This is a genomic window from Duganella caerulea (genome assembly GCF_040362985.1).
Lineage (GTDB): Bacteria > Pseudomonadota > Gammaproteobacteria > Burkholderiales > Burkholderiaceae_D > Rugamonas > Rugamonas vulcania.
This window is the reverse complement of the sequence record NZ_BPWJ01000015.1, coordinates 74,411-92,990: the sequence shown is the minus strand read 5'-3', so window position 1 is coordinate 92,990 and position 18,580 is coordinate 74,411. Positions and strand designations below refer to the sequence as shown.

Genomic DNA, 18,580 nt, shown 5'->3' with positions numbered 1-18,580 from the left:
CGCGCGCCCAGCGCGGCGCGCTCGGCGGCCGGCAGCGCGGCCAGGCGGGCGATGGCGGCGGCCAGCGCGGCCGGGTCGTCCGGCGGCGTGCTCAGGCCACAGCCGGCCTCGGCCACAGGATCGTTGGCGGCGTCGACCGCGTGGACGATGGGCCGCGCGGCCATCATGTAGTCGCCCAGCTTGTTGGGGGAGATGCCGTAGCGGTACAGCGGCTGGCGCTGCCAGCCGAGGTAGGCCAGGTCGAAGCGCGCCAGCAGCGCCGGCATGTAGCGCCGCTCCAGCGCCGGCAGGAAGTGCACGTTGTCCAGGCCGGCCTCGGCGGCCTGCCGGCGCAGCGCTTCGCGCGCCGGGCCGGCGCCGGCCAGCACGAAGGCCAGCGGGTGGCCGCGCAGCCGCACGGCTGCCGCCAGCAGGTTGTCGAGCGCGTTGGCGGCGCCGTGGCTGCCGGCGTAGCCGACCACCGTCTGGCCGCGCAGGCGCTCGAACAGTGCGGCGGCCGGTGCCGGCAGCGGCGCCAGCCGGCCCTGCCATTCGTCCGGGTCGACGCCGTTGGGCACCACGTGCAGCTTGTGCGGCGCCATGCCGCGCGCGGCCATGTGCGCGGCCGCGTTGGGCAGCAGCGAGATCACGGTGTCGGCGTGGCGGTAGGCGTAGTCCTCGGCGGCCTGCATCAGCAGGATGAAGGGGTGCCAGCGCGACATGCCGCCCAGCAGCATCGGCGACAGCGGCCACAGGTCGTGCACCTCGAACGCCAGGCGGGCGCCGGCCAGGCGGGCGATGCGGCGCGCCGGCCAGATGTCGGCAGGGTAGGTGCTGGAGGCGATCACCAGGTCGGGCCGGTCGGCGCGCGCCAGCGGCCGGGCGCCGCGGTACAGCGCGGCGACGAAGGCGGCCATGTTGGCCGCGCGCCCCAGGCCGTTGCCGTGGTAGGCCGGCGCCGCGTGCCAGCGGTAGGCGATGCCGTCGATGGTTTCATCCAGCACGGCGCGCCCGCCCAGCTGCGGCGCGCGGTTGCGCAGGTGGCTGTGGGCGGCCGCCACGATGCGCACGCGGTGGCCGGCGCGCACCCATTCGCGCGCCAGGAAATATGGCCGGTATTCCATGCCGTGGCGCACCGAGCCGGCGTAGTGGTTGATCAGCAGGATGTTCATGGTCGCTCCCTGGCGCTACCAGCGCCACGCCTCGACCAGGCGCAGCAGGTTGTGGCGGCTGCTGGCGGCCCAGTTGGTGCGCCATTGGGCCGGGTGGGTCAGCAGGCAGATGCGGCGGTGGCGGCCCAGCGCCTGCTGCGGCGGCTGCGGGTGGAAGTACAGCGGCGCCGGGCGGTCGCTGATGTACAGGTCGAAGCTGGCCAGCAGCGCCGGGTCGTAGCATTCGCAGGCGATGCCGCAGCGGGCGCGCAGCGCGGGGTCGTCCAGCAGCTCGCAGTTGACCATGCCGAGCCGGCGGTTGGCGAAGTCGCCATGGCTGGCGACGGTGCGCATCTTGCCGCCCAGGCCGGCCTCGATGCGGTGGAAGTTGCGCTCGAACTCGGCGCGGATCTCGGGCAGGCGGGCGCGTACGGCGTCGGCCTGCTTGAGGTGGGCGCGCTTGGCGTAGGTGGCCACCTCCTCGTAGTGGTAGCTGGCCTCGCTGCCGTAGCGCTCGATGTCGCGCATCAGGCCGAAGTCCAGCGTCGACAGGCGGAAGTAGTAGCTGGCGTGCACGCCGTGCTGCTGCTCCAGCGCGAACAGCGCGCGCGCGGTGCGCAGGTCGGTGTCGATGTCGTGGCGGTGCACCAGCACCTGGCTGTCGGGCGCGCCCGATTGCAGCGCGGCCAGCCAGCCGCGCACCGAGGTCTGGCGGTAGCCGGCCTGGCTGGCCTGCCGCAGCAGCGCGGCGTAGTGGTGCAGCCGCGACGGCATCAGGTAGTCGCTGTAGAGGCGGCGCAGGATGGTGTTCATAGCAGCGTGTACCTTGCGCGGTAGGGGGAGAAGCCCAGCATGGTCTTGAACTGCCGCAGACCGGGCTTGGCGCCGAAGAAGGTGTCGTACATCAGGTAGTGCGGGCCGTGGCCGGCGTGCAAGTCCTGCAGCAGCTCGATGACGATGTCGGTCACCATCAGGTGCATGGCGCCGTCGTTGTTGCGGTAGCCCAGCAGCTGCGAGAAGGCGGCGAAGTTGCCGTAGTGGCCGACGTTGCAGTAGGCGGTCAGCCGGCCGTCCTTGCTGAACACGCCGTAGTAGCGGAAATGGCTCAGCGCCTCGTAGCGCGGCGGCTTGTGCTGGTAGATGGCGTCCATCGGCCGGCCCTGGCGGCTGGCGCTGCTGGTGTTGATGGCGTGGATGGCGTCGATGTGCTCGTTGCGGTCGATGCGCGCCAGCGTGTAGCCGCGCCGCCTGGCCTTGCCGGCGTAGCTGGCGGCGCCGCAGCGCCCGGTGATGCTGGCCAGGTAGGCGGCCGGCGTCGGGTGGCGGCGCAGGTCGATCAGCGCCACGCCCAGCTGCTTGTGGCCGAACAGCTTGTATTTCGGATGCGGCCGCGTGAAGCGGCGGTGCGTGTCGAGCACGTCGGCCGGATGCAGGCGGGAGTCGAAGGTCAGGCTCGCCACAGGCAGGCGGGCGACGTCCAGCAACAGGCGGAACGGACGGGTAAGCGTGGCGATCATGCCGGCATCTCCCTCAACAAATGGAATAACGGACGCGGTAGGGCGCGAAGCCCAGCTTTTTCTTGAACTCCCGCAGGCCCGGCAGGGCCCCCAGGTAGGTGTCGTACATCAGGTAGTTCAGCCGGCCCTCGTCGATCAGGCGGCAGGCGATGTCGGCCAGCAGCAGGTACATCAGGCCGTCGCTGGTCTTGTAGCCCAGCAGGTGGTCGGTGGCGGCGAAGTCGCCGTAGATGCCGAGGTCGCAGTAGGCGGCCAGCCGGCCGTCCTTGTCGAGCACGCCGTAGTAGCGGAAGCCGTCGACCGCGACGAAGTGCTCGGCGCGGGCGGCGTAGGCCGGGTCCATCGGCCGGCCCTGGCGCTGCGCCAGCGAGGTGTTGATGCGGTGGATGTCGTCGACGTAGTGGTTGCGGTCGATCTCGGCCACGCGGTAGCCGTGGGCGCGGGCGCGCCGGCTCTGGTAGCCGGCGTAGTCCTTGCGGCCGACCGCCTGCAGGTAGGCGGCGCTGTCGCGGTAGGCGCGCAGGTCGAGCAGGGCGACGCCGAGCGACTTGAAGCGCACCAGCCGGCAGCGCGGATGCGGGCTGGTGAACAGCGCGTGGGTGCGCTCCACCAGCTCGGGATTGACGGCGCGCTCGAAGCGCAGCCGCGCGCGCGGCAGGCGCAGCACGTCGGCGACCAGCCGCAGCTGGGCGGGCAGGGCATGGAGGCGGTCAGAGGTTTTCATAGTAGCGCAGTAGTTGCTCGGCTTCGCCGCGCCAGTGGTAGCGCGCCAGCACGGCGGCGCGGCCGTTCTGGCCCATGCGGCGCGCCAGTTCGGGCTCGGCGGCGAGGTGGTCGATGGCGGCGGCGATGGCGGCCGGGTCGCGCGGATCGACGCACAGGCCGCAGCCGGCGTCGTCGACGATGCGGCGCCACAGCGGGAAGTCCGAGGCGATCACGGCGATGCCGGCCGCCATGTATTCGAACAGCTTGACCGGCAGCGCGTCCAGGTGGTTGGCGGCCGGCAGCAGCGTGACCAGGCCGGCGCGCGAGGCGGCCATCAGCGCGGCCACGCCGCCGCGGCCGAGCACGCCATGGGCATCGATCCGCTCCCAGCCGGGCTGTGCCCGCATGTGCGCGGCCAGCCCCGGTTCGCTGAAGCGGCCGGCCAGGCCCACGCGCACCGGCGTGCGCAGCAGCGTGCACGCGCGCACCAGCTCGGCGATGCCGCGCAGCGCGCTCAGGCCACCGACATAGCACACCTGCAGCGGCTGGCCGTCCCAGGCGGCGGCGCCGAATTCCTCCGGCCGCGGATAGTTGCGGATGGCCACCGCGCCGGGCTGGATGGGCAGGAACTTGTCGCGGATGGCGGGAGTGGCGGCGATCACGCCGTCAAGCCGGGCGCAGGCGCGGCGCTCGAAGCGGGTGTAGGCGGCCGACAACAGGCGCCGCAACGGCGGCGTCAGGTAGGGCTTGCCCAGCAGCTGCAGCGGCACGTCCTCGTGGGCGTCGAACACCACCTTGCGGCCGCGCCGCCGCAGCAGCAGGCCGGCCGGCAGCAGCTCGGGATCGTGCAGCTGGATGATGTCGGCATCCAGCGTCAGCGCGCGCCGGTACACGCGGCAGGTGGCGTGTAGCATGCGGTCGAGGCGGCCGCGCGCGGCGCCGGCGTCGACGATGGTCACGCCGTCGCGCCTGGCATCGCCCAGGCCGTCGGCCACCACCAGCGTGACCTGGTGGCCGTGCGCGGCCAGGGTGCGGCACTGCTTGCCGAAGATGCGGCTGTCGTCGCGCGGGTGCGCCGAGCTCAGGTGGACGATCTTAAGCATGGTCCGCTCCCGCGCGGTAGCGCGCGTAGGCGCCCAGCGCGGCGCCGATCAGCATGTCGCTGAAGAAGTGGGACAGGCACAGCAGCAGCACCGTCATGCCGAGCAGGCTCCAGGCCAGCAGGAAGGCCGGGCCGCGGCCGTCGCGCCCGCCGATCGCCCAGGTGTGCAGGCCCATCTGCAACAGCGGGTACAGCAGCAGTGCCAGCAGCGCGGCAAAGCCGAACAGGCCGAGGTCGACCCAGGCCGACAGGATGTTGTGGCTGTACAGGCCGACCGGATAGCTGCCGTAGTCGCCGAGGATGGGATGCTCGGCGATGGTGCGTAGCGCGTTCAGGGTCAGCTGGTGGCGCATGTTGGCCGAGCTCGAGTGCGACAGGTCCAGCAGTTCCAGCGTGCGGTTGCTGGGCACGGCCGCCAGCAGCGGCGCCAGCAGGCGCGGCATCAGCAGTCCCAGCGCGGCGAAGGCGGCGGCGGTGGCGGCGCGGTGGCGCGCCGCGTGCAGTTCGATCAGCGGCACCAGGAACAGCAGCGCGCCGAACTCGCTGCGCGCGGTGTTGACGTACAGCGTGGCCGCGCCCAGCGCGTACCAGGCCCAGCGCAGCAGCGCCTGGCGCGTGGTGGCCAGCACGGCCGCCAGCGGCAGCAGGTAGGAGCGCGAAAATCCCTGGTAGGTGGCGACGCTGTCGGGATCGCGCGCTTCGCCCAGCGCGGCCAGGTAGAAGGCGCCGTCCACCGCGTACGCGAACACCACGCAGGACATGGCGGCCAGGCTGGCGTACTGGGTCAGGCGGAAGCGGCGGCTGGTGCAGTCGAGCGTGCTGAAGATGACGAACAGGTTGAACAGGTAGAGCAGGGCCAGCGCGTGGTGCGCGGTGATGGCCGGGTTGGCGCTGGGCGCGTGGCACGCCACCATGGCGCCGAAGTAGGCCAGGAAGGCCAGCAGCGCGGCGTCCACCCGTGGCAGCTGGTAGCGGGCGCGGTGCAGCCGGCGCCAGTAGGTCAGCAGCATGGCCGGCAGCAGCAGCAGCGAGACGGCGGCGAAATAGCCGCCCAGGTAGGCGCGGATCAGGCCCAGGCCCAGCAGCGTCTGGTAGGCGAAGAAGCCGGGGAACAGCAGGAAGAAACCGAGCTCGGCCCATGCGGTGTCCGGCCGGGCGGCAGCGCGCGCGGCCGGCGCGCGATGTGCGGCGGCGGCCGGTGCGGTTTGCGCCGCGTGCGCGGCGCCGGCGGCGGCGTCAGCGGGCTGCATGCAGCCTCCCGGCGGGATCGCGGTCCAGCGCGTAGCGGTAGGACATGTGCAGGTACACCAGGTACAGCAGCGAGTAGCCGGTCGCGTAGGCGGCCACGCTCTGGTGCAGCGTGAGCGGCGCGGCGAACACGGCCAGCGTCATCGCGAACAGCGCCAGTTGCCAGGCCAGTTCGATCTTCTGGCGGCCTGCCACGAAGAACACGTAGCTGAGCGGACTGGCGATAAAGTTGAGGAAATACAGCGGCGCCAGAATTTGCGCCAGCTCGCCGGCCGCGCGCCACGGCGCGCCGAAGGCGAAGGCGAACAGCGGCGGCGCGGCCAGCAGCAACAGCAGCGACGGCAGGAACCCCAGCAACAGCAGCACGCGCGCCGCGTGGCGCCAGGCAGGACGGCAGTTGCCGCTGTTCTGGTACTGGCGCACCGATTCGCGCTTGAACACTTCCTGCACCGAGGCCGCCAGCAGCGAGACCGGCGCCGCCAGCACGCGTTGGGTGAGCGCGAACAGGCCGGCGGCCAGCACGCCATGGCGGGCGCCGATCAGCAGCAGCGGCAGCGGGCCGATCGCGGCGTTGAGCACGTTGGACGGCAGCGCGTAGCGCCAGAACGCGCGATGGGCGTGCAGATAGCGCCGCTGGACCGGCGTCGGCATCGCGCCGCGCCGCAGCCGCCGCGCCAGCAGGCGCAGGCGCGCCAGCGGCCGGCGCGCCTGCGCTCGCGATGATGGCGGCCGCAGCAGCAGACGGGCGGCGGCCAGGCCGGTGGCCAGGCCCAGCAGCTGTCCGGCCGGCAGCGCCACCGCGCCCGCGCCGGCCGCCAGCAGCGCCAGCTGCGACAGCGCGACGCCGCCGGCCGCCCAGATCTTGGCCTTGGCGGCCGGCGCGAAGGCGTTGTGCGACGTGGCATAGGCCAGCGTGGTCTGCATGCCGGCGGTCAGCCAGGCGGCCGCGCCCAGGGTCAGCACGCCGCTCCACGGCAGCGTGGTCCAGCCCGCCGCGCGCGCGGCCGTCGCGGCCAGGGTCAGCAGCGCGGCCAGCCAGCCGGCCGACCACGCGACCACGCCAAAGCACAGCCGCTGGCGCGCCGGCGCGTGGTCGATGATCATGGCGTTCTCCATGCGCAGCGTGGCCGCGACCGCCGCGATGGCGACCACGCCGTACCACACGCCGAACTGGCCCAGGTCGGCCGGCCGGCACAGGCGGGTGATCAGCGGCGCGGCCAGGATGGGCAGCGCCTGCGCCGCCACCGAACCGCTCAGCACGGTCAGCAGATGCTTCCAGAAGGGCGGCAGCGCGCGCATGGCCAAGCTCCGGTCAGCGGCCGTCGGCGGCCAGCACGATGCCGGCGATGCGCTCGGCGGCGGCCTCGGCCAGGTACGGCCCCATCGGCAGGCTCAGCACCTGCTGCGCCAGCTGGTCGGCCCGCGGACAGTCGGCCTGGTCCATGCCGGCGTAGGCCGGCTGCCGGTGGATCGGCACCGGGTAGTGCACCGCGCTGGGGATGCCGGCCAGCTGCAGCGCCGCCTGCACCGCCGCGCGGTTGCGCGGCGCGATCGTGTATTGCGCGTAGACGCTGGTGCGGTCGGGCCGTGGCGCGAAGGTGGCGACGCGGCCGGCGAACAGCCGATCGTAGCAATTGGCCACGCGCTGGCGCGCGGCCAGCTCCTGCGCGAACAGGTCCAGCTTGGCCAGCACGATGGCGCATTGCAGCGTGTCCATGCGGCCGCCGACGCCGATCCGGGTGTGGTGGTAGCGCTGCGCCTGGCCGTGCACGCGGATCTCGCGCATGGCCTGCGCCAGCGCGTCGTCGCTGGTGAAGGCGGCGCCGCCGTCGCCGTAGCAGCCCAGCGGCTTGCTGGGGAAGAAGCTGGTGCAGCCGATGGTCGACAGGTTGCAGCTGCGCCGGCCCCGGTAGGCCGCGCCGAAGCTTTGCGCCGCGTCCTCGATCACCGCCAGCCCGTGTGCCAGCGCGATGGCGTTGATGGCGTCCATGTCGGCCGGCTGGCCGTACAGCGACACCGGCATGATCGCGCGCGTGCGCGGGCCGACGCGCGCGGCGACGCGGGCCGGGTCGAGGTTGGCGCTGCCAGGCTCGACGTCGACGAACACCGGCCGCGCGCCGGCCAGCACGATGGCCTCGGCGGTGGCGATGAAGGAGAACGGCGTGGTGATGACCTCGTCGCCGGGCCGCACGTCCAGCGCCATCAGCGCGATCAGCAGCGCCTCGGTGCCGGAGGCGGCGGTCACGCAGTGGCGGGCGCCGGTGTAGCCGGCCAGGCGCCGCTCCAGCTCGGCCACCTCGGGCCCCATGATGTACTGGCCGTGTTCCAGCACGCGGCGCACGGCCGCGTCGATTGGCGCGCGCAGCAGCCGGTACTGCGCCTTGAGGTCGGTCATTTCCATGATGCGCTCCTGCCGTCTTCCGCCATCAGCGTGCAGCGTCCGTCCTCCAGCGCGTAGTGCTCGCCGCTGTGCGGGCAGCGCGCGCGGCCGGGGCCGCCGCGCGGAAAGGCCAGCCGTTCGCCGTGGCGGCTGATCCAGCCCAGCTGGCGCGCCGGCACGCCGGCCATCAGCGCGAAGTCCGGCACGTCGCGCGTGACCACCGCGCCGGCGCCGATGAAGGCGTAGCGGCCGATCGTCACGCCGCAGACGATGGTGGCGTTGGCGCCGATGGTGGCGCCGCGCCGCACCAGCGTGGGCCGGTACTCGTGCTTGCGCTCCACCGCCGCGCGCGGGTTGTGGACGTTGGTGAACACCATGCTGGGGCCGCAGAACACGTCGTCCTCGATGGTGACGGCGTCGTACACCGACACATTGTTTTGCAGCTTGACGCGGTCGCCGATGGCGGCGTCGCCGCCGACGTAGACGTTCTGTCCGAGCGAGCAGCCGGCGCCGATGCGGGCGCCGCCGCACACGTGGCTGAAATGCCAGATCCGCGTGCCGGCGCCGATGGCGGCGCCGGCGTCGACGATGGCGCTGGGGTGGACGATGTATTCCATGGCGGGCTCCGTGGTGGTCAGTAATCGAGCGGCAGGGCGACGCGGCGGCCGTCGCGCGCCGAGCGGTAGGCGGCGATCAGCAGTTCGAGCGACTTCAGGCCCTCGCGGCCGTCGGTCTCGGCCTCGGCCTCGCCGCGCAGCACCTGCAGCACGTTGTCGTAGTACAGCGGATGGCCGTGGCCGTAGACCGAGGTGGTGGCGTAGCTGGCCTCGCGTACGCCGGCGTCCTCCGGCTCGGGCTCGGCGAAATCCCACTGCTGCACCTCGTTGACGGCCACGCCGCCGATGCGCGCCGTGCCCTTCTCGCCGAGGATGGTGATGCTGCCCTCCAGGTTGTGCGGATAGGCCAGCATGGTGACGTTCATCGAGCCCAGCGCGCCGTTGCGCCAGCGCAGGCTGATCACGCCGGTGTCCTCGACCTCGATGTCGCGCGCCAAGGTGGCGGTGTAGGCCTGCAGGCTCTCGACCGGGCCGACGATCCAGTCGATCAGGTCGACGTAGTGGCTGGCCTGGTTCATGAACGCGCCGCCGTCGAACTCCCAGGTGCCGCGCCAGGCGGCGCTGTTGTAGTAGGCCTGCGGCCGGGTCCAGAACACATTGAGCGTGACCATATAAATACGGCCGAAGCGCTTGCCGTCCACCGCGCGCTTGAGCCGCTGCAGCGTCGGGTTGCGGCGGTTCTGCTTGACCACGAACATGCGCACCCCGGCCGCGTCGCAGGCCGCCACCATGCGCTTGGCGTCCTCCCAGCGGGTGGCCATCGGCTTCTCGGTGATCACGTGCAGGCCGGCGCGGGCGATCCGCACCGCCTGCTCCGGATGCAGGCCGGACGGCGTGGTGATGATGCAGGCGTCGGCCTCGCTGTGCGCCAGCATCTGCTCCAGGCTGGCGTAGGCGGGGGCGCCGGTGTGCTCGGCGGCGCGCGCCAGCGCGGCCGGGTCGATGTCGCACACGCCGACCAGCTCGCAGCGCGTGGCGTGCTGGCGCAGCGCGGCGAAATGGTTGTGCGCGATGCGGCCGCAGCCTACCAGCGCGAAGCGCAGCTTGCGGTCGACAACGGCGGGAACGAACTGGCGCATGGCGGTCTCCTTGAAATGGCGCTTACGAGGCGTGGGCCGGCTGCGGCGCCATGGCCAGCCGGGCGATGGCGCGGCGCGCCCGTTCGCCGTCGGCGGCCGGGGCGCCGCCGTGCGGCGCGAAGTCGCCGATGATGGTCTGCAGCATGGCTTCGATCAGCCAGCGGTCGTTGGTGGCGCAGGCCAGCAGCAGCAGCTCGATGGACTGGTCCAGCAGCGCCGGCGCCAGCGCCTGCTCCTTCAGGCGCAGGATGCGCGGATGGCGGCTGGGCACGGCGTCGTCGGCGGTCAGCAATTCCTCGCGCAGCTTTTCGCCGGGGTACAGGCCGACGTAGCGGATCTCGATGTCGCCCTGCGGACAGGCGGCGGTTTTCTCGGTCAGCCCGGCCAGCGCGATCATGCGCCGCGCCAGGTCGACGATGCGCACCGGCTGGCCCATGTCAAGCACGAACAGGTCGCCGCCCTCGGCCATGGCACCGGCCTGGATCACCAGCTGCGCCGCCTCCGGAATCAGCATGAAGTAGCGCTCCATGGCGGGGTCGGTGACGGTCAGCGGCCCGCCCTGCTGCAGCTGGCGGCGGAACAGCGGCACCACCGAGCCGGACGAGCCCAGCACGTTGCCGAAGCGGACCATGCTGAACACGGTGCGCGCCGCGCCGCCGGCCTGCGCGGCCTGGAACACCAGCTCCGACAGGCGCTTGCTGGCGCCCATGATGGTGCTGGGCCGCACCGCCTTGTCGCTGGAGACCAGCACGCAGGTGTCGACACCGTGGCGGGCGGCCGCGCGCGCCACCGCCTGCGCGCCCAGCACGTTGTTGCGCAGGCCCTCGACCATATTGGTCTCGACCAGCGGCACATGCTTGTAGGCGGCCGCGTGGTAGATGGTGTCGATGCGGTCGCTCCGCATCACGCGCTCGAGCAGGCGCGCGTTGCAGGCCGAGCCCAAGTGCGGCCGCAGCGCCAGCCCGGGCCAGCGCGCCTGCAGTTCCTGGGTGATGGTGTAGAGCGCGAACTCGCTGTGGTCGAGCAGGTGCAGGCAACGCGGCCCCAGGCCGGCGATCTGGCGGCACAGCTCGCTGCCGATGGAGCCGCCCGCGCCTGTCACCAGCACGCCCTTGTCGCGCACGCAGCGGGAGAACAAGGTCGGGTCGGGCTGCACCGGCGGCCGGCCCAGCAGCTGCTCCAGCGGGAAATCCATCGCGGCCGGGCGCGACGCAGACTGGGGCCGCCGCCGCGGCGCGTGGTCGGCCAGGTCGGGCAGGCCGCGCAGGAACTTGATGCCGACCCCGGCGCCGCCCAGCATGCGTAACACCGCGCCCATCCGTTCGCCCGACGCGGCCGGCAACGCGACAACGATGAGCCGGATCGACCACGTGGCGGCCAGCTCGACCAGCTGCTCCGGCGGAAACACCCGCAGGCCGGCGATGGTGCGTTGTTCGCGGCGCGCCTTCTCGTCGAAGAAGCAGACCGGGCAATATTGGCCGTCGCCCTGCATCGCCTGCGCCAGCCGGGCGCCGGTGTCGCCGGCGCCGTAGATGGCGACCGCCTCGCGCGCCTGTGGCGGCCGCGTGTGGCACTGCAGGAAGCTGCGCGCCGCCAGCCGCGACGCCACCAGGTAGGACAGCGCGACGAACCAGTAGCTCAGCAGCGCGCCGGGCGGGCAGGCGTCGCCGCGGTCCAGCTTGAGCAGATGGATGCACAGCGCGGCGCCGGCCAGGCCGAGGCCGCCGAGCGCGAGGCGGCGCTGGTCCAGGTAGCGCACCGCCGCGCTGTACAGGTCGCTCATCGCCAAGGCGGACAGCGACGTGGCCGCCAGCAGCAGCGCGAGCGGCAGCGCAGGCGCCGGCCTGGCGCCGCCGCGCATCAGCAAGGCAAGCTGGAAACACAGCGGCAAGGCCAGGCTGTCCGCGCCGAACATCAGCGCGCGCTTGCCGCCGCGCTTGAGGGCGATCAGCTTCCCGCTGAGCAGGCGGGCGGCGGCAAGATAGCGGGGCGTGCAGGCAAGCATGGTGCGGGACCTTTGTGAAGCAAGCGTGGCATGGGCCGGACGCTCAGGGCGTCGGGCATGCGTTGATTGTCTTCTGACCAGCACATGGTGGTTTGACAGCGATCAAACGGCACGGCGGAGCTTAGCCGAACCCCTTGACTTTCAGATTTCCATTCGTAATTAATTTTGCGCGGAAATTCAGCGCAGCGGTTTGATCACATAGACGCAGCGGCGCGCGCCGTCGAGCAGATGCTCGACCCGGCCCACCGAGCATTCAGGTCCGAGCACGCGCTGGAACACCTCCAGCTCCGAGCGGCAGAACTTCTGGCACTGGCGGGCTGCGGCGCAGATCGGGCAGTGGTTCTCGATCAGCAGCAGGCTGCCGTCGTCGCCGGTTTCGACTTCGGCCATATAGCCCTCGCTGGTGCGCGCCTGCACCAGCGCGGCGACCCGTTGCGGCAGCGTGTCGGACGCCTGCAGATGCTGGCGGTATTGCTGCTCGCTGGCCGCCTCGCGCGCGGTGATCAGCTTGTCGAGGCCGGCGTCGCCGAACAGGCCGCGCACCTGGTCGATCAGCTGCAGCGTCAGATCGGCGTGGCGGTCCGGGAAGCGCGCGTGGCCGGCGTCGGTCAGCAACCAGCGGCGCGACGGCCGGCCCGGTTTGTCGGCCAGGTCCTCGTACGTCACCATGCCTTTTTCCTGCCACGCCTCAAGCTGCTTGCGCGCGCCCATCGAGGTCAGGTTGAGCAGGCCGGCCAGTTGCTGCGCGGTGTGCGGGCCGCGCGTCTTCAGCAGGAACAGGGTGTGCTCGGCGGTGTTCATGGCAGCGCTCCTTCCAGCTTGTCCTTGCTGGCCATGGCCGCGTGCCAGGTCTGCATGCGCCAGGCCGACCACGCGGTCAGCGCGGCGCCCAGCACCAGGATCAGACGCGTGTCGATCAGCGTCAGCACCGCGCCGACCAGCGCCATGATGATGTTGGCCAGGCAGAACGTGGTGGAGATCAGGCCCATGACCGCGCCTTGTCCGTGCGCGCCGAAGCGCTCGGCGCACCAGTTGGGGACAATCGCGTTGTAGATCGAATGCGGAATGCCGTACAAGACGATGGCGGCGATGCCGAACCACGCGTTGCTGGCCGCGAGCAGCGCGATCAGCGACGCCGTCACCAGCGCGAAGCGGCGCGCCCGCAGCAGCGGCTCGCCTTCGAACGGACGGCCGGCGAACATGGTGGTGGTGGTCATCACCGCGCACATGGCGGCGGTGGTCCAGGCGATGCCGCGCGCGCCGAAGCCGGGCACCTCGACCAGCCACAATGGATAGAACTCGTAGAACGCGGTCACGCCGCAGGTGTAGGCCAGCGTGACGATGAACAGGTTGCGCAGGTCCGGCTCGCGCAGCAGGTTGAGCGAGTGGCGGTCGCGCGCCACCTGCCACCACGAGGTGGTCGCCAGCGACGGCGCCTCGTTCGGCAGTACCACGGCCACCACCAGCGCCACCAGCAGCAGCGCCGCCATCGCGATCCAGAACGGCACCGTCAGGCCCCACGCCAGCGTGACGCCGGCCACCAGCGGTCCGGCCAGCCAGCCCATGTAGAACGCGCCGTTCAACCAGGACAGGGCCTTGCGGCGCAGGTCTCCGCTCAGGCGGTCGGCCAGCATGGCGCGCGCCACCGAGCCGTTCCCTTCCAGCAGGCCGGTGACGAAGCGGGCCACGATGAACAGCGGGTAGGATTCGAGCAGCAGCGCGCAGGCGGTGGCCGCATGGCCGATGGCCGCGCCGACCGCCGTGATCAGCAGCACCGGGCGGCGGCCGTAGCGGTCGGACATCGGGCCGAGCAGCGCGGAGCCGATCAGCAGGCCGAGCGGGTTGATGGTCAGCGCGAGGCCGAACAGCAGCTTGGGCGGCAGGCCGAGGAACTGGTTCAGGCCATTGCTGACGCCGGCCGCGAACAGCGGCGGCAGAATGGGGTAGGGCAGCGAGGCGCCTATCGTCGAGAGCAGGGCAAGCAGGCAGGCGGCGCCTATCAGCAGAGGTGTTTTCATCGTCGGCGGTCAAAAGTGGCGAGTACCGACACTGTAAGCGGACTCTGCTAATAAGTAAACGAAAATGTTTATTAACTCAATAGTGCAGGATCAACGGCAGGGTGGGGCGGCAATCGCTGGTCTGGCCTTGCGCGCTGTGGTCGAAGTGGATCTCCATCAGGTAAGCGTCGCCTTCGAGCAGCGTGAGTTGAGGGCCAGCGCCGGCCGCTTGCGCGCACGCCGACCGTGCCGACGAAGGCAATGTCAGCGTGACCGAGGTGATGGTCTTCACTCCGGCGGAATGGTCCAGCGGCTGGCGGCGCGCCTCGGGATAGGCAGACGGCGCCACGCCTTGCGGCAGGAAGAACCACATCGGCTCCGACGCCGGCACATCCGCGCCGATACCGATGCGCATGCCGGGCGGCAGATAGGACGGAGCGTAATCCCAGCACGGGAAAGGCGCGGCGGCATCGTCGCCGGACGGCCGGAAGCAAACGCCGAACGGACAGGCCGGGCCGCCATCGGCCAGGCGTTCGGCCAGCAGGGTGGGGCTGGTCTGCGCGTTGCGCACCTCGTCATCGTCGGCGATCCACAGCAGTTCGAGGAAGGCGTTGTGAAAGAAGAAGCGGCGGTTCTCGGTGCCCTGGCCCGGATGGCGGTTGCCCGATCCCTCGCTCAGGCCGAAGGAGCGCAGCAGCTCGGCCTCCGGCGCGCCGGCGCGGGCGCGGATGAACAGGTGATCGATGCGCATGACGCTTATTGTCCCTGCTCGACCATGCTGCGGATCTTGACGGCCTTCACGAAGTGATCCAGCTGGTGCTTGCGTATCCACCATTCGGCCGCCTCCATCAGCAGCTCCGGATCGTCGTTCTTGTTGGCGAAAAAAGCGTAGAAGGACAGGCCGACCGTCTCGCCCTTTTGCGCGATCTTGTCGTTACAGACGCGGATGATTTTTTCTCTCAGTTGATTGCGCACGTTGTCGATTCAGGCCGTGGATTGGACCATCACTATACATTGTTGCGCTATGATGCGGCATCACTCAAACACTGAAACACGATGAAGAATTGGTTTGCCAGCGAGCGCGGCGCGTACTTCTTTCTGCTGCTGGGCATAGGCCTGATGCTGCTGTTCGTCGCGCTGGAGCGCAACTTCCCGGATGCCGGCCAACTGGACACCGCGAGTGGCCGCGTGACGTGGTCGCAGCCGGCGCAGGGCGGCCTGTATTTTACGCTGGACGGCGACGAGCGCCGCTTCGTGCTGTTCGCTAAAGGCGACTCTGACCAGCGTCTGCGTGCCGCGATCGTCGATGCGCAAGCCTATCCGGTCAAGGTGAGCTACCACCCGGGACAAGTGAGCAGCCCGAGTTTTCTGCCGGGCCGCTATTACGCGGTCTACGGCGTGACGGTCGGCGGCAAGGAAGTCTCTTCGCTGTCCACGGTGCGGGGCAGCTACCGCCGCGACAATCTGATCGCGCTGGCGATGGGAGTGCTGTTCGCAGCCTACGGCGGGCGCCGCGTCTGGAACTTCAGGTCTGCGGCCGCAGACGCGCCGGCAGCTCCACGCCGCCGGCCACGATGAAGGCAATTACTTACCGCTCAGCAGCGCGTCGAGCTTGTCCCGCGATTCCTTCATTTCACCGAGACTCAGCCCTTTCCTGAAGCTTTCAATGGCCTTTGGCTTATCGCCCTCGGCTGTATATAGATCGCCCAGGCAGTCGTAGGTATTCGGATCATTTGGATAATACTGCTGCAGCTGCTGGAAGAAAAACGTGGCGCGCTCATATTGTTTGTGATTCAAAAAATTATATCCATGGCCGACCAGTTCCGCACTTTCTGGTTGGACGCGATAGCCCATTTTTTTCGACAGCGCCTGATAATGCTCGGTGTAGCGTTGGACCACATCAAAGGTGGGATCGTCCAACTGGCTTTTGCGGAATTTCAAGCTGTAGCCATCGAAGATGAATCGCAAGGCATCATATTCTGCCTGCAGCGTCAGAGAACTGTGTGTATCGTTCGGATAATACTGCTGACCCAGACGCAACGCCTTGTGCTTGTGTTTGGCCAAATCATCGATCAGTTCGAGATTGGAGCGAATCAGTTCGCTTTGGCGAGTCCTATCCTTGCGCATTTGAGCGAGAGTAGGCTTGGTTTCCAGGTGATTGGCCATGGCGAGGAACAGGGTCTTGCCTTCATAGGACGGCTGGTCCAACACGATTTGCGCGTCTTTCACGACACGACGCTTGTCCCACCAGAGCGCGCCTTCCAGTGAAATATAGCTGTTAAACAGCTGCGGACGATGTACCAGGGTATGCACCACGGACAAACCGCCCACCGAGTGGCCGACAAATGTGCGATACGATGTGCTACGGTATTTGGCATCGACAAAGGGGATCAGCTCTTTTTCTATATAGTCGAGAAATTGCTCCCCTTTGCCTTGCGAATTCGGGAATTCCATATCCTTGCCGAACGTAAGCTCCGCAAGCCTATCGTCCTGCAGAATGCCAACGACAATCATTTGGGGAGCCAGTTTTTCACCGCTCAGGTGCTCGATCACCGCAACGAGCGCTTGAAATTGATCCTTCCCGTCCAACACATAAATCACCGGATAGCGTTTGGCGCCATCGGCCTTATAACCTTCGGGTAGATGCACCCATATCGTACGCTCGGCCTTCAAGATTGCAGACGGAACTGTTTCGGCAAAACCAATCGTCAAAGGATGCGGTTCTTGTGCCTTGCCGGTGCAGGAAAAGAGTAGCAGTGCAATGGAGAGTAGTATTTTCTTCATTAGGTTCCGTTTTGAATGGAGTTGAGAATTTGATAATTCCCACACTATACACTTAAGTTCCCGCAGCCGAAACCAGCCGGTCACGGAGGCTGGCTGATCTCGTTGGCGTAGTACTTACGCGTGAACTCCCGATTCAATTCACCAGCTGGCAGGGGATTCAACCACGCTCCAGCATGTAACTATTGACTGCCTTGCCGTGGATGTCCGTCTCCATTTCGAAGGTCATGCCAAGGCGCTCGGCGACGCGACGCGATGATTCATTTGCGGAGGTGATCAGCGCCCGAACCTTCGGCTCGCGCCGCACCTCGAACGCATAATTCAGGACTGCCGCCGCCGCTTCGCTTGCGATTCCTTTCCCCCAGAAGGCCCGATAAGTATTCCATCCCAGCTCCATCACCGTTGATTGCTCACGAAAGAAGGCTCCGATATTACCGACGAGTTGACCAGTCTGCTTATCCTCCAGGGCCCACCAACCGGCCCCTTGCAGGAGCCATAGTCCAGCATGGGAGCTGAAGATTCGCCACGCCGTTTGGCGGTCAGCCGAGCCCAAGTGAGCTGAGCTTTCGGAATTCGCTAAATGGTCCGCAAATAAGTCGAAGTCGTCGAGCCGATATTCGCGAAGCGTAAGTCGTTCTGTGTGAAGGCGCGGTACGGAGATGGTGAATGTTGGATTCATAAGAGGTTTCGTTGAATTTAATAATTCGACATTTAGAACGGAATGCGGCCTTTTCGATCGAGCGCCTTCATCCAGCGATAGATTACCCCGGCGAGAGGTTCCACGGAATCGTCCTCATATTCGTCAAGCGCTTTCTGTTCTTCGGCATCCAGTTCCAGCACCTTCGATATGCACCCACAGGTAATGAGCTGGCTTCCACAAAACGGGCAGCGCTCTCGCGTACAAAAGGCCTCGTGCAAACTGCCCTCAGTTGTTCCGCAATCGTCACAAACCTTTGCCATGATGATCTCCTAGGACACATCGCGCTGGCGGCGGAAGGCCAGCCAGCCTGCGATCACGGTGAAGCTGGCGACGATCGCCACCACCAGCCAGAAGCCTTCCGGATCCTGCGCCAGCGGAATGCCGCCGACGTTCATGCCCAGCAAACCGGCGATGATGTTGATCGGCAGGGCCAGCACGGTGACGATGGTCAGCACGAACAGGCTGTGGTTATTGCCCTCGTTGACCAGCGCCGCGATCTCCTCCTGTATCAGCTTGATGCGCTCCTGCAGCGAGGCCATGTCGGCCAGCACCATCGAGAATTCCTCGGTTGATTGCCGCAGTTCCTGCGCGTCGATGTCGGCCACCCAGGCCGGCGGCCGTTGCAGCAATCGGAACAGCGCCGCCGGTTCCGGCGCCAGCAGACGCTGCAAGCGCACCAGCACGCGCCGCAGCGCACCCAGGCTGGCGCGCTTGGTTTTCAGTTTGCCGGCCAGCAGATTGTCCTCGATCTCGTCGACGGTGCTGATGGCGTTGCGGACGATCTTGATCAGCGCGTCGGCCTGGTCGCGCAGCAGGTGGATCAGCAGCTCGACCGAGGAGCGTATCGGCTCGCCATTGCGCACCGCGTTGCGCAAGCCGTCGACCGCCTTCAACGGCTTGCGCCGCGCGCTGATGACGATCTGCCGGTCGACGCTCAGCCACAGCGTGGAGATGTCGGACGGCTCGAACGAAAAATCGTGCAGCACGTCGTTGACCACGGCGATCAGCGTGTTGTCGGCCATCTCGATGCGGGTCGAACGCGGGCCTTCGTGCAGGCTTTCGTAGAATTCCTCCGGCAGCGCGGTGTGCTCGTGCAGCCATTTCTCGCTGGCGGTGTTGGCCAGGTTGTAGTGCAGCCAGATGAATTCCTGCGGATGCTCCTCGCGCGCGGCCAGCCAGGTGCGGGCCGCGTCGGCGTCCAGCGGCAGGCCCTTGCCATCCGGCGCGCGGCCGAACAGGTAGCCGCAAACCAGACCCGATGGGTCGGAGCCGTAGGACAATGGCGCATTCTGCATTCGATTCCTCCGTGACGATCACGG

At 68.6% G+C, this 18,580-nt stretch carries 20 protein-coding genes; 1 reads left to right on the top strand and 19 read right to left on the bottom strand.

Annotated elements, in window-relative coordinates:
• From ACUJB0_RS29600 to ACUJB0_RS29530, 15 genes are all read right to left on the bottom strand, one after another.
• Positions 1 to 1,151 (bottom strand): glycosyltransferase family 4 protein (locus ACUJB0_RS29600; protein WP_444848387.1); only part of this gene is annotated, 1,151 nt, incomplete at its 3' end.
• 15 nt (positions 1,152 to 1,166) lie between these two features.
• Complete coding sequence (locus tag ACUJB0_RS29595) at positions 1,167 to 1,943, bottom strand: polysaccharide deacetylase family protein (RefSeq protein WP_444848386.1); 777 nt, start codon at positions 1,941 to 1,943, stop codon at positions 1,167 to 1,169.
• Positions 1,940 to 2,647 (bottom strand): hypothetical protein, encoded by a 708-nt coding sequence (locus ACUJB0_RS29590; protein ID WP_444848385.1) that lies wholly within the window; start codon positions 2,645 to 2,647, stop codon positions 1,940 to 1,942. Before ACUJB0_RS29590 ends, ACUJB0_RS29595 begins: the two co-directional genes overlap by 4 nt.
• Positions 2,648 to 2,660: 13 nt before the next feature.
• The gene (locus ACUJB0_RS29585) at positions 2,661 to 3,371 is read right to left on the bottom strand and encodes a hypothetical protein (RefSeq protein WP_444848384.1); all 711 of its coding nucleotides are present in this window, start codon (positions 3,369 to 3,371) and stop codon (positions 2,661 to 2,663) included.
• A complete protein-coding gene (locus ACUJB0_RS29580; RefSeq protein WP_444848383.1) occupies positions 3,358 to 4,455 on the bottom strand; it encodes a glycosyltransferase in 1,098 nt (365 codons plus the stop codon). Before ACUJB0_RS29580 ends, ACUJB0_RS29585 begins: the two co-directional genes overlap by 14 nt.
• Positions 4,448 to 5,704, bottom strand: a complete 1,257-nt coding sequence (locus ACUJB0_RS29575; RefSeq protein ID WP_444848382.1) for a hypothetical protein — start codon at positions 5,702 to 5,704, stop codon at positions 4,448 to 4,450. Before ACUJB0_RS29575 ends, ACUJB0_RS29580 begins: the two co-directional genes overlap by 8 nt.
• The gene (locus ACUJB0_RS29570; RefSeq protein WP_444848381.1) at positions 5,691 to 7,001 is read right to left on the bottom strand and encodes an oligosaccharide flippase family protein; all 1,311 of its coding nucleotides are present in this window, start codon (positions 6,999 to 7,001) and stop codon (positions 5,691 to 5,693) included. The genes ACUJB0_RS29575 and ACUJB0_RS29570 overlap by 14 nt, the downstream gene beginning before the upstream one ends.
• 13 nt (positions 7,002 to 7,014) lie before the next feature.
• Positions 7,015 to 8,103 carry a DegT/DnrJ/EryC1/StrS family aminotransferase gene (locus ACUJB0_RS29565; RefSeq protein WP_444848380.1) on the bottom strand — a complete coding sequence of 363 codons (1,089 nt, stop codon included), beginning with the start codon at positions 8,101 to 8,103 and terminating at the stop codon, positions 7,015 to 7,017.
• On the bottom strand, positions 8,094 to 8,699 hold the full coding sequence (locus tag ACUJB0_RS29560) for an acyltransferase (RefSeq protein WP_444848379.1): 606 nt from the start codon (positions 8,697 to 8,699) through the stop codon (positions 8,094 to 8,096). Before ACUJB0_RS29560 ends, ACUJB0_RS29565 begins: the two co-directional genes overlap by 10 nt.
• A gap of 17 nt (positions 8,700 to 8,716) precedes the next feature.
• The gene (locus tag ACUJB0_RS29555) at positions 8,717 to 9,778 is read right to left on the bottom strand and encodes a Gfo/Idh/MocA family protein (protein ID WP_444848378.1); all 1,062 of its coding nucleotides are present in this window, start codon (positions 9,776 to 9,778) and stop codon (positions 8,717 to 8,719) included.
• A gap of 22 nt (positions 9,779 to 9,800) precedes the next feature.
• On the bottom strand, positions 9,801 to 11,783 hold the full coding sequence (locus ACUJB0_RS29550) for a polysaccharide biosynthesis protein (RefSeq protein ID WP_444848377.1): 1,983 nt from the start codon (positions 11,781 to 11,783) through the stop codon (positions 9,801 to 9,803).
• Positions 11,784 to 11,960: 177 nt separating this feature from the next.
• The gene (locus ACUJB0_RS29545; RefSeq protein ID WP_444848376.1) at positions 11,961 to 12,584 is read right to left on the bottom strand and encodes a helix-turn-helix transcriptional regulator; all 624 of its coding nucleotides are present in this window, start codon (positions 12,582 to 12,584) and stop codon (positions 11,961 to 11,963) included.
• Entirely contained in the window at positions 12,581 to 13,801 is a 1,221-nt protein-coding gene (locus ACUJB0_RS29540; RefSeq protein WP_444848375.1) for an MFS transporter, read from the bottom strand. Before ACUJB0_RS29540 ends, ACUJB0_RS29545 begins: the two co-directional genes overlap by 4 nt.
• 76 nt (positions 13,802 to 13,877) lie before the next feature.
• Positions 13,878 to 14,531, bottom strand: coding sequence for a VOC family protein (locus ACUJB0_RS29535; protein ID WP_444848374.1), 654 nt, complete (start codon positions 14,529 to 14,531; stop codon positions 13,878 to 13,880).
• 5 nt (positions 14,532 to 14,536) lie between these two features.
• Positions 14,537 to 14,755 (bottom strand): DUF6500 family protein, encoded by a 219-nt coding sequence (locus ACUJB0_RS29530; RefSeq protein ID WP_161086697.1) that lies wholly within the window; start codon positions 14,753 to 14,755, stop codon positions 14,537 to 14,539.
• Positions 14,756 to 14,836: 81 nt separating this feature from the next.
• Here ACUJB0_RS29530 and ACUJB0_RS29525 point away from each other — a divergent pair, with 81 nt between their 5' ends.
• Positions 14,837 to 15,358 carry a hypothetical protein gene (locus ACUJB0_RS29525; protein WP_444848373.1) on the top strand — a complete coding sequence of 174 codons (522 nt, stop codon included), beginning with the start codon at positions 14,837 to 14,839 and terminating at the stop codon, positions 15,356 to 15,358.
• A gap of 6 nt (positions 15,359 to 15,364) precedes the next feature.
• On the opposite strand, the gene ACUJB0_RS29520 is transcribed toward ACUJB0_RS29525, so the two are convergent.
• From ACUJB0_RS29520 to ACUJB0_RS29505, 4 genes are all read right to left on the bottom strand, one after another.
• The gene (locus tag ACUJB0_RS29520) at positions 15,365 to 16,564 is read right to left on the bottom strand and encodes an alpha/beta hydrolase-fold protein (RefSeq protein ID WP_444848372.1); all 1,200 of its coding nucleotides are present in this window, start codon (positions 16,562 to 16,564) and stop codon (positions 15,365 to 15,367) included.
• A 157-nt stretch (positions 16,565 to 16,721) separates the two neighbouring features.
• The gene (locus tag ACUJB0_RS29515) at positions 16,722 to 17,240 is read right to left on the bottom strand and encodes a GNAT family N-acetyltransferase (protein ID WP_444848371.1); all 519 of its coding nucleotides are present in this window, start codon (positions 17,238 to 17,240) and stop codon (positions 16,722 to 16,724) included.
• A 32-nt stretch (positions 17,241 to 17,272) separates the two neighbouring features.
• Positions 17,273 to 17,521 carry a hypothetical protein gene (locus tag ACUJB0_RS29510; RefSeq protein ID WP_444848370.1) on the bottom strand — a complete coding sequence of 83 codons (249 nt, stop codon included), beginning with the start codon at positions 17,519 to 17,521 and terminating at the stop codon, positions 17,273 to 17,275.
• A gap of 9 nt (positions 17,522 to 17,530) precedes the next feature.
• Positions 17,531 to 18,556: a transporter gene (locus tag ACUJB0_RS29505; RefSeq protein ID WP_444848369.1), complete on the bottom strand. Its 1,026-nt coding sequence runs from the start codon at positions 18,554 to 18,556 to the stop codon at positions 17,531 to 17,533.
• Positions 18,557 to 18,580 lie beyond the last annotated feature (24 nt).